Consider the following 11645-nt stretch of genomic DNA (forward strand, 5'->3'; position numbering starts at 1 on the left):
CAAAGATACTCATATTCTATGTCCGATCCTCGTTTCGTCCATCTCCGTGTTCACAGTGATTTTTCCATGTCTGATGGCGTGGCAAAAGTTAAACCTATTCTGGCGAAAGCCTCAGAACTTGGTATGGGAGCATTAGCAATTACTGACCAGAATAACTTTTGTGGTCTAGTAAAATTCTATGGCGGTTGTCATGGCGCGGGAATAAAACCGATTATCGGCGCTGACTTTTGGATGAAAGTGCCAGGTTTTGCAGATGAATACTGTGCTATTACCATTATCGCCTTAGACAATGACGGTTATCAAAGCTTAACTCAATTAATCAGTGAAGCGTATTTACGTGGCCAACTTAACGGCAGAGTGGTCATCGATCAGGAATGGTTAGTTAAATTTAATCAAGGCATCTTGCTGATTTCAGGTGCTAAAGATGGCGATATTGGTAAAGCGCTATTGAAAGGTAACATGGCGCAAGTTGAAGAGCTGGTGTCATTCTATAAAACCCACTTCCATGATCGTTACTTTTTAGAGTTGATCAGAACGGGCAGACCGGATGAAGAACGTTATCTTCATATGGCTGTTAAACTGGCTTCAGAAAATGAATTACCTGTTGTTGCAACTAACCAAGTGGTGTTTTTAAAAGCTGACGACTTTGAGTCTCACGAAATTCGGGTTGCGATTCATGACGGCTTTACGTTAGCCGATCCTCGTAGACCTAAAAAATACAGTGAACAACAATATCTCCGAACCGAAGATGAAATGTGTGATTTGTTTGCTGATATTCCATCTGCATTATCAAACAGTGTTGAAATTGCCAAACGCTGTAATGTCACGATTCGCTTAAATGAATATTTCTTACCTAATTTCCCAACAGGCGATTTGACCATTGAAGACTTTTTGGTTGAAGTGTCTGAAAAAGGTCTGGAAGAGCGTTTAGAGTTTTTATTCCCTGACGAGCAAGAGCGTAAAGAGAAACGTCCTGAGTATGATGAACGTCTCGATGTTGAACTAAAAGTGATTAACCAAATGGGGTTCCCTGGTTACTTCTTGATCGTAATGGAGTTCATTCAATGGGGTAAAGATAATGGCATACCTGTTGGACCGGGACGTGGCTCTGGTGCCGGTTCTTTAGTGGCTTATGCGCTTAAAATTACTGACTTAGATCCATTAGAATACGATTTGTTATTTGAACGTTTCTTGAACCCTGAACGTGTATCCATGCCCGATTTCGACGTTGACTTCTGTATGGATCGCCGTGATGAGGTAATTGACCACGTTGCCGATTTATATGGCCGTGATGCAGTTTCTCAAATTATTACCTTCGGTACGATGGCGGCAAAAGCGGTAGTACGAGATGTTGGGCGAGTGTTAGGTCATCCTTATGGTTTTGTTGAACGGCTTACCAAAATGATCCCAGCCGAGCCTGGCATGACACTGGCTAAAGCGTTCGAAGTCGAGCCGTCACTGCCAGAAGCTTATAATGGCGATGAAGATGTCAAAGAGCTTATTGACATGTGTCGCCGCCTTGAAGGTGTGACCCGAAACGCGGGTAAACATGCTGGTGGTGTTGTAATTTCACCGACAGTCATCACTGACTTCTCACCACTATATTGTGATGCAGAAGGCTTAAACCCAGTGACTCAGTTTGATAAAAATGATGTTGAAACGGCTGGTTTAGTTAAATTCGATTTCTTGGGATTAAGAACCCTAACTATTATCGACTGGGCTTTGCAGATGATTAACCCTCGCTTAGAAAAAGCAGGGGAAGAACCCGTCAGAATTGAATCCATTAGCTTGACTGACCCTAAATCATTTAGATTATTGCAGCGTTATGAAACCACGGCGGTATTCCAGTTGGAGTCTCGTGGTATGAAAGACTTGATTAAACGTCTGCAGCCCGATTGTTTTGAAGACATGATTGCATTAGTGGCGTTATTCCGCCCAGGACCTTTGCAGTCCGGCATGGTAGACAACTTTATTGAGCGTAAGCATGGCCGTGAAGAAGTCTCTTATCCTGATGCAGAGTATCAACATGAGTCGTTAAAAGACTTACTAGAGCCGACATACGGTATTATTTTATACCAAGAACAGGTTATGCAAATTGCGCAGGTATTGGCTGGATATACCTTAGGTGGCGCGGACATGCTTCGTCGTGCTATGGGTAAGAAAAAACCTGAAGAAATGGCTAAGCAACGGGGTACTTTCGAAGCTGGCGCAATTAAGAATGGCGTTGATGGGCCATTGTCGATGAAAATTTTCGACTTGGTAGAAAAGTTCGCGGGTTACGGTTTCAACAAATCTCACTCGGCTGCTTATGCGCTAGTTTCATATCAAACCTTGTGGCTAAAAACCCATTATCCTGCAGAGTTTATGGCAGCAGTAATGTCCGCTGATATGGATAACACGGATAAAATTGTGATTTTGGTTGATGAGTGTGAGCGTATGGGCTTGCCAATTATACCACCTGATGTGAATAAAGGATTGTTCAAGTTTACTGTCGATGACGACTTAAACATTGTTTATGGGATTGGTGCGATTAAAGGGGTGGGTGATGGCCCTGTAGAATCGATTTTAAATGCGCGTAAAGATGGCCCATTTACCGATTTGTTTGATTTCTGTGCTCGTATCGATCTTAAAAAGCTAAATAAGCGGGTGATTGAAAAGCTGATTTGCGCAGGAGCACTCGATAATTTAGGCCCACATCGTGCGGCCATGATGGCGACCTTACCTGAAGCGATTTTAGCCGCTGCTCAACATGCGAAAGCTGAAGCCATTGGCCAGAATGATATGTTTGGCTTACTTAATTCTGAGCCAGAAGATAACAAACAAAGCTTTGTCGAATGTCCTACATGGCCTGACAAAGTTTGGCTTGAAGGCGAGCGTGACACATTAGGTTTATACCTTACTGGTCACCCAATTAATCAGTATTTAAAAGAGTTAAGACAATACACTTCTGGACGATTGAAAGACGTTCACCCAACTGATCGCGGTAAAACCGTTAAAGCTGCAGGGTTAGTTATTGCTACTCGAGTGATGATCACCAAGCGAGGCTCAAAAATGGGCTTGGTCACTCTTGATGATAAAAGTGCGCGATTAGAAGTCATGTTGTTTACTGAGGCATTTGAGAAATTTAATCATCTTTTAGAAAAAGATCGTATTTTGATTTGTGAAGGTGAAGTGAGCTTTGATGACTTTGCTGGCGGTAACCGAATGACTGCACGCAATATTATCGAAATCGGTGAGGCGAGAAGTCACTTTGCTAATGCGGTAGAAATTAATGTTACAGCTGAGGATATTAACCCTGAGTGGCTGGAAAAATTTGAACAAGCGCTTTCGCCTTGGAAAAATGGTAGCGTACCAGTAGTGATTAATTATCAGCAGCGTGAAGCCGCAGGGCAATTACGTTTAGGGGATGAGTGGCGTGTTAACCCTACCGATGAGCTGATGTTAGCAATTGAAAGCTTGGTCGGCTCGAGTAACGTTAAGATTGTTTTTTAGTGTTAACTCTGCGTAACTTTGTCGTGTTAAGTGCGCTGAGTAACGCACTGGATTAATCATAGTATGTTAAAAGGGACAAGCTGATGAAAATCATTAATATCTGTGAAGCGATTAAGCAGCACACATCAGCTTTGTTATCGATTAACAACCCAGCTGGTGCTGTTAATGCTGCTCATCATTCACCGAATAAAATTGTGCTGGCATACAGCGGCGGGGTTGATTCTGAGTGTCTTTGTTACGGCTTGAGCCAGTTTGCCCAGCAAAACCCGCATATTTCATGTTTATTGGTCCATGTGCATCATGGTTTAAGCCCAAATGCAGATGAGTGGGCGCAGCACTGTGTATCACAAGCCAGTCAATATCAACTCCCTATTCAAGTAGAACATGTCTCATTGACTAAAACATCTCGGACGAGTCTTGAAGCAATCGCCCGAGATGCTCGCTATCAAGTTTTTAAAAAGTACCTTAATCCTGGTGATATTCTCTTAACGGCCCATCATCAAGATGATCAGCTTGAAACGTTATTACTAGCGTTAAAACGTGGTCAAGGCCCGAAAGGTTTGGCAGCTATGGGGAGCATTCAAGCATTTCATCAACAAAGTTGGGTCATTAGACCTTTGCTGGGCTTTTCTCGTAGTGACATTGAGGCATTTGCAATCGATAAGTCATTAATTCATATCGAAGATGAGAGTAACTTAGACACCCAGTATGATCGAAATTTTCTGCGTCAAGATATCATTCCTAGACTAAAGCAACGTTGGCCGAGTATTGCTGCAACAGCATCTCGCAGCGCGCAGCTTTGTGCGCAGCAGCAATCTATCGTTGACGCTGAAGTGACTCAGCGACTTCCTGAATTCATTACGTACTCTCCGAGTTTTAGTTTATCAGGCCCTGGTTTAGCGCTATTAACATTCAAAGAACAATCAAGTGAATGGCAAAACTTGCTGTTACGCGGTTTTATTTTAGCTCAAGGCTACAAATTACCGTCTCAGTCGCAGCTTGAGCAAATTGTGAGTCAACTATTGTACGCTGCTAATGATGCCAACGTAGATGTCCAGTGTGCCGGATATTCGATTAAACGTTTTGCTGGATGTGCCTATGTTGTATCCAAGAACAGTAAAAAGGACTTAGAGGCATCACAGAGCATTGATGCTGAGTTGCTGACTAATGCGATTCAGATGTTAGACATGCGAACCGAAGAGGTTTGTACTGTTCAGTTATCCAGTCTATCTATAAATAATTTAGAAGGTGAGCAATCACCTCAACCTTTACATGTCTCAGTGGGAGCGAGTACTCAAGGAGCGCGACTATCGATAACGGATTTAACCTCGGTTAGCATTGCCTTTACAGCGAAAGGGAGTACCCGCTGTCAACCCCACTTTAGGGATAAAGGACGAGAGCTTAAAAAGATATGGCAAGAACTTGCCGTTCCGCCTTGGATGAGGGATAGAGTAGCTTTGGTTTTTTATGGCGAAGTGTTAGTTGCCGCCATTGGCTTGTGGATCGATAAACGCTACTTAGCTAAAGCTGATGAAATCGGTTTACTATTAAACTATAAAATGCAGACATCAGATTAACGTTTACAAACAGTTACTGCATTTCTTCAAGGTAACTTAGTATAAAACGGCAATCTTTTTACTCACTAAGAACGCTCAACGTTAAAGTGATTCGCTAATATAGCTGAACAATCACAACTATTTTTGTGATTTATTATCAAGAGTTTAACTCTGTTAAGTTTTGTCTATTCATACCTTAGTCATTGCAAATTCTAAAACAATTTCTGCCCGCATCTTTGGCTTCATATAACGCCATGTCAGCACTTTCATACAGTTTATCTTGGGTTTGTGCGCCACTTGAACTTGCCACGCCTAAGCTGCATTTAACTTGAAAAGTGCTCATTAACGGATGTGACTCCATGGTGTTAATGATACGCTGACACAAAGGCGTCATTTCGAGTGCATTTCCTTGAGCTATAATTATAAATTCGTCACCACCAATACGAAAAGCTTGATCGGTATTTCGAATAGCGTCATTAATCAGTTCAGCAAATGAAGATAAAATCGTATCGCCAAGTTTATGTCCGTGTTGATCATTTACACTTTTAAAGTTGTCTAAATCGAGCACAACCAAAGAGATATCACCTTGGTTTCTGTTGGCTCTGGCCAATGCGCTCTTGATGCTTTGTCGATAATAATAGCGATTACCTAAGCCTGTTAATGCATCAAACATGGCTTGATTCGACATTTGACTGTACTTAGTTGCATTTAAAAATGGTTGGCAAAACAATTTTTCAATTTCATTAAGCTGTATTAATTGGTCGGGTGTTAATGGTGAGCTAAGGTAATATTTGATGCTATAAGGCTCACCAAAGCCGCTAATCACTCTTTGTTGATTAAGTCCATGACAACGACCCCAGTTTAGTTTTAGCTGGTGATTCAGTTGTACACCTTGGATCGGCAATAATTGGCCTAGTGATTTGCCGTAACTGGCAAAGACCGTTCTTGGCTCTAAACTTGAGTGCATTTGCTGCAAGATTTCCATCAAATTATTATCTGAGTTGTGATCTTTGCCAGCTGTGTAAGGCGCTGATTTTCCCCAGTTTTGTTCTGGATATGGCTGTGAAGCTATGGCGTAATCCATTTTTACTACCTCATTTGATGCAAATACATGCGAATGCGAAACATATAAATAAAATTGTTTTTACCTGTATCAAAATGTAAGCAAAAACTGTGCCTGATATTTTTAGTTACTAATTATCATAAGGTTATTGTTAATTGGTTTTATTGTTAATAGACTGTTTCATTGAATCGCTATTTTATTGACTCGGAGAACTCGCATTTATGGAGCACAGCATCTTTATCCATATTCTCTCAATGCTCGTGATAGCTATTGTGGCTATTTCACTGCTAAGGCGATTTGGTTTACCTCCCATTCTTGCTTACCTACTCACAGGAGTAGTGAGCGGTCCTAGCGGTTTTCATTGGTTCACCCAGCAGCAAATGCATTCAGTGGCTGAGCTTGGCGTTGTGTTATTGATGTTCAGTTTAGGGCTTGAATTCTCTGTACCTAAGTTGTGGTCAATGCGAAGAACGGTATTTGGCTTAGGTAGTGCGCAAGTGACCTTTACTGCGCTGTTAGCTGGTTTGGTGGCACTGCTATTTGGCCAAGATATGATTTCAGCCATTGTTATTGGTTCTGCAGTTGCATTGTCTTCAACGGCGATTGTATTAAAGCTGGTTAACGAGCAAGGGTGGATGCGAAGACGTCACGGCGAGCTCTCTGTCAGTGTGCTGCTCTTTCAAGATATTGCAGTGGTGCCGCTATTAATTATCTTACCTTTATTATCAACCAATGGTGAGCCGATAGGCTTTCTAGATATTGCTTGGGGTATGCTTACAGGCATTTTGGCATTCATTGGTTTGATGTCTTTCGGTAAGTGGGTGTTACCTCGAATTTTTGACGAAATAGCTCGTTCTCGTTCAAATGAATTGTTCGTGTTATCCACCTTAGTTGTTGTATTAGTCACAGGAGCCTTTACTCAGTGGTTAGGTTTATCGATGGCGCTCGGTGCTTTTATTGCGGGTATGTTATTGGGTGAGAGTCAATATCGTCGTCAACTTGAAGCTGATATAAGACCATTTAGAGATCTCTTAATGGGTCTGTTTTTTATCTCTATCGGTATGCTGCTAGATTTTACGATTGTTGCGCAATTTTGGTGGCAAATTCTATTAATTTTAGTTGCTGTTTTAGTGACTAAAACTGTCGTGGTATTCGGTATTTTAAAGTTGGGCGGTGAACAGTTTAAAGTGGCGTTAAGTACAGCCATTAGCTTGGCACAAGTGGGTGAGTTTAGTTTTGTACTGTTAGCGTTGGCGGTTAATTATCAGCTATTAGAAACTCAAATGAGTACCATTTTTGTCATGGTGGCCGTTTTGTCTATGTCAATTGCGCCTTGGCTTATCAGAAACAGTGTTGAAATAGCGCAGGCTATCGAAGGTAAAACATCACGTAAAAAACAGATTGAAGATGAGTTTCAATTGCCGCCACCAGAAGACGGGGATTTAGTATTAATTCTTGGTTACGGCCGAGTGGGGCAAACCATCGCCCGATTTTTGAAAAAAGAAGCAGTGCCATTTGTGGTGTTAGATCTTGACCCTACGAGAGTGTCAGAAGCTAAGAATGCTGGCGAACCTGTATTTTTCGGTGACGCTTGTAAAATGGGGTTATTAAAACAAATTGGTATACGTCGTGCCAGCATGGTGGTCATTACATTTGGAGAGTCTCGCCAAGTGGAAGATTGCCTGGCTCTGTCGCGAAAATTGGCGCCAGATACTAAGATTTTAGTGAGAACCACGGATGATGCAGAGCTTGATAGTTTAAAAGAGATGGGCGCCACACAGGTTATTCCCGAAAAGCTTGAAGGCAGCTTAATGCTGGTATCACAAGTGCTATACAAATGTGGGGTGCCACTACCAAGAATTATTAAGCGATTAGAATCAGAAAGGCGTAACCATTACCAATATCTTCATGGCTTTTTTACTGGAGCTGAGACGGATATGACCTTAGAGCTACTGCATGCGGTGTCGTTAGATACTGGTTCTAATGCGGTTGGTAAGCGCATCGCTAAAATCCCTTGGTCTCAGTTAGGTGTTGAACTTAGAGCTGTAAGAAGGAAGGCGAGGAGATAAGTCCTGCACCAGAAGACTGGGTTTTCGAGCGTAATGACATCATCATGTTGGTTGGTAAACCACGCTCAATAGAGGCTGCAGAAGAGTATTTATTGCAAGGTTGATGGTTTTTTTTGAAGATGGCTAATTACAGTAGAATTTTGCCATCTTCTTCCATACAATGGCTAGTTACGTTTGTTGTTGAGTAGCCATGTGGTTACTGCTTGTATGGGATAGTCATGTCGGCCAAATTGTTTAATCTTCCTATCAAAATAAGCTTAGAGTTGATTGCTAAGTTATTTTCATCAGTTCAATTACAAAAAGCGCAGAATTATCTCATTGAAGGCCGAGTGCTTGAAGTGCACGCAAGCCAAGAAAATCATAATGTTGAATCTTATGTGGCTGGCTCTGCGATCGAGCCTTATCGCCAAGACATTACTCTGGTAAATGTAAATCACAAAATCGTGATGAAATCACATTGTACTTGCCCTGTCGGCTCCAACTGTAAGCATGTTGCAGCCGCCTTGTTAGCGCTAATTGATAAAAAACCAGTTGAAGAACAACGATTAAGCCAGTGGTTGATGCAGCTTGAAAAGCAAGATTTAGTGCACGCCACAGAAGAAGATGAAGAAAAAGATCGAATTATTTTCACGCTTTCTAGCGACCATCATGGCATTTTTGTCGACTTTAAGCGCAGTAAGCTAAATAAAAAACAACAGTTTAATAAGGGCAGTAAAATTGCCTTAAATGATGTTAAATATCATCTACCTTGGTGGATCAGCCCTGAAGATAGTCAGATTATTAGCTTGCTGTTATCTTCTTCAAAAAGTGCTTCAAAAATATACCTTGAGGGCGAAATTTGCGCTCTTGCATTAACAAAAATGCTTGAGCTTGGTACGTGTTTCTGGGAAGAGAATCGCACACCTTTAACGTTAACTTCTAAACTGGCTCCTGATTTTGTTTGGCAAGAAACTGACACCCGTCATACTCAAATTAGCATGAGTATGCCAGAGCTAGATAATTGGGAGTTTATCGCTACCAACCCACCAATGTTCGTTGACTTAGATTATTTAAAAGTTGGCTATTTAGACACGGATTTATCAGTAGATAAATTAAAGCTGCTGCAGCAAATGCCGCCAGTGCCATTAGATAAGGTGGATGATATTAGCGATAAAATGCTGCGTCATTTTTCACCTAAAAGTGTGCCAGTTCCCAGTGAGATTGAATTTCATGAGATAGAAGATCCGCTCAAAGTCTCGCTAACCTTTACGATGGCACAGCTAAATGACAGTCCTATCATGCAGCCTGTGCTACAAATCGAGTTTCTGTATGGTGATATCAGCATTGCTGGTAGAAAAAGCCGAGAAAAAATTAATCTTATCAAACAAGGTAAGGTGCAATATCAAATACATCGAGAGCTTGAGTTAGAAGCTCAAGCACTTGAATGTCTTGAAAGCCTACAGTTACAGGCGATTGATAACAGTATCCTGACCTATAACAATCAACATGTTAGCTATTTTAGCCTTGGTTTAATGCCAGAGATGGTTAACGAGTGGGCGCAACTCACGACTTTTGGCATTATGACCTTAGAAGATTTAGGCTATAACGTGGAGTTTGCTGCTGACTTTGACTTAAACATTGTTGATGCAGATATTGAGGTAGATTTAGATGACGATGAAGATAGTGGTTGGTTTTCGTTATCGTTAAATGCTGATATCGAAGGGCAGAGTGTGCCGCTGTTGAGCCTTGTTGCCCGTTGGCTCCAGCAAAATGGTGAGCCTGATGATGAGCAAGAGCTTATTTTACCCGGGCCAAATGGACGGTTTGTCAAAATTAAAGCCAAAACAATTAAGCCGCTAATTTCGGTGATTCAGGAGTTATTTCAGCGAGGCGGTGGTGATGTTCTCGAAGTCCCACGTAACCGAGCTGATTTGCTTAATGAATTGTCAGAAAGCGATATTAGATTACTCAATGGTGAAAGAGTCAGGCATTTAGCGACAAAATTAGCCGAGTTTAAAGGGATTGAGTCAGTTGCATTGCCCACAGGGCTTAATGCCACTTTGCGAGACTATCAAAAACAAGGGTTTGATTGGTTGTGCTTTTTAAAAGAATATCAACTGGGCGGTATTCTTGCTGATGATATGGGCTTAGGTAAGACGTTACAGACATTGGCATTTTTATTAAAATCCAAACAGATGAAAGCGCAAAATATTGACTCGAGCAGCACGACGTCATTAACACCAAGACCGAGTCTTATCGTTTGTCCTACTAGTTTAGTGGGTAACTGGTATAAAGAAGCGCAAAAGTTTACTCCCGATTTAAAAGTGTTGGTTATTCATGGCAACAAGCGTCAAGCATTACTCGAAAAAATCGAAGAGTTTGATGTCATTGTCACCACATACCCTCTGATTTTACGTGATGAAATGGTGTATAGCGAATATAGCTTTGAGCACATTATTTTAGATGAAGCACAACAAATCAAAAATGCGCAAGCAAAAGTGACCCAAGCGTTAAAGACTTTTAAAGCTCAATTCCGTTTGTGTTTGTCAGGCACACCGTTAGAAAATCATTTAGGTGAATTAAAGTCGTTAATGGATTTTTGTTTACCAGGATTATTAGGCCAACATGCTTACTTTAATAAAGAGTTTCGTGGCCCAATTGAGAAACAAGCAGATACTGAAAAGTCAGCTATTTTGCTAAACCGAATTGCGCCATTTTTACTACGTCGTACTAAAAACGAAGTGATGTCGGAGTTACCTGAAAAAACCATCATAGTACAAACCCTTGAACTGGAAAAAGATCAACGTAACTTATATGAAAGTATCCGCTTAGTGATGGAGAAAAAACTGCGAGAACTCTTTGCAAAACAAGGTGTTTCAAGCAGTCATATTGAGTTTTTAGATGCGTTATTAAAACTACGCCAAGCCTGTTGCGATCCTAGACTGGTTAAGTTAGAACAAGCCCAATACGTTGAAGATAATGCGAAGTTAACTTGGCTGACGCAAAACGTGCCAGAAATGGTTGAAGAAGGCCGAAAGATCCTTATCTTTAGCCAGTTCACAGGTATGCTGGCATTGATTGAACAAGAGTTTATTAATATGGGGATTCCATATAGTAAATTAACCGGCCAAACTCGACAGCGCCAAGATGAAATCGATGCGTTTCAAGAGGGAGATGTGCCGGTATTTTTAATCAGTTTAAAAGCGGGCGGAACAGGGCTTAATTTAACCGCTGCAGACACGGTGATTCACTTTGATCCATGGTGGAACCCCGCAGCAGAAAAACAAGCGACCGACCGAGCGCACCGCATTGGTCAGCTAAATCCAGTATTTGTTTATAAGCTAATTGCTCAAGGTACAGTTGAAGAGAAAATTCAAGAAATGCAGCAACATAAACAAAGTCTTGCTGATAGTATTCTCGCTGGAAGTGCCAAGAGTCAGTGGCAAGGCAATGCCGATGACTTACTGGCACTATTGAGATAATGTA

At 41.4% G+C, this 11645-nt stretch carries 4 protein-coding genes and 1 pseudogene; 4 read left to right on the plus strand and 1 reads right to left on the minus strand.

Annotation, left to right across the window (positions count from 1 at the left end):
• Window positions 1-18 precede the first annotated feature (18 nt).
• Window positions 19-3492, plus strand: coding sequence for a DNA polymerase III subunit alpha (gene dnaE / locus SJ2017_RS07225; RefSeq protein ID WP_080915326.1), 3474 nt, complete (start codon window positions 19-21; stop codon window positions 3490-3492).
• Between the two features lie 83 nt (window positions 3493-3575).
• On the plus strand, window positions 3576-5069 hold the full coding sequence (gene tilS / locus SJ2017_RS07230; RefSeq protein WP_080915327.1) for a tRNA lysidine(34) synthetase TilS: 1494 nt from the start codon (window positions 3576-3578) through the stop codon (window positions 5067-5069).
• A gap of 175 nt (window positions 5070-5244) precedes the next feature.
• Here the strand turns inward: tilS and dgcS are convergent, their stop codons facing one another.
• Window positions 5245-6132 (minus strand): diguanylate cyclase DgcS, encoded by an 888-nt coding sequence (dgcS, locus tag SJ2017_RS07235; RefSeq protein WP_080915328.1) that lies wholly within the window; start codon window positions 6130-6132, stop codon window positions 5245-5247.
• A 200-nt stretch (window positions 6133-6332) separates the two neighbouring features.
• Between dgcS and SJ2017_RS07240 the strand changes: the two are divergent.
• Together SJ2017_RS07240 and SJ2017_RS07245 are read left to right on the plus strand one after the other, a co-directional pair.
• Window positions 6333-8284 (plus strand): annotated as a pseudogene (locus tag SJ2017_RS07240) (monovalent cation:proton antiporter family protein).
• Between the two features lie 114 nt (window positions 8285-8398).
• A complete protein-coding gene (locus SJ2017_RS07245; protein ID WP_080915329.1) occupies window positions 8399-11641 on the plus strand; it encodes a DEAD/DEAH box helicase in 3243 nt (1080 codons plus the stop codon).
• Window positions 11642-11645: the final 4 nt, after the last annotated feature.

This window comes from Shewanella japonica (genome assembly GCF_002075795.1).
GTDB classification, from domain to species: Bacteria; Pseudomonadota; Gammaproteobacteria; order Enterobacterales; family Shewanellaceae; genus Shewanella; species Shewanella japonica.

Coding starts and splice junctions, on each gene's coding strand:
- dgcS (WP_080915328.1), bottom strand. CDS start 6,132: ATGGATTACGCCATAGCTTCACAGCCATATCCAGAACAAAACTGGGGA.
- tilS (WP_080915327.1), top strand. CDS start 3,576: ATGAAAATCATTAATATCTGTGAAGCGATTAAGCAGCACACATCAGCT.
- dnaE (WP_080915326.1), top strand. CDS start 19: ATGTCCGATCCTCGTTTCGTCCATCTCCGTGTTCACAGTGATTTTTCC.
- SJ2017_RS07245 (WP_080915329.1), top strand. CDS start 8,399: ATGTCGGCCAAATTGTTTAATCTTCCTATCAAAATAAGCTTAGAGTTG.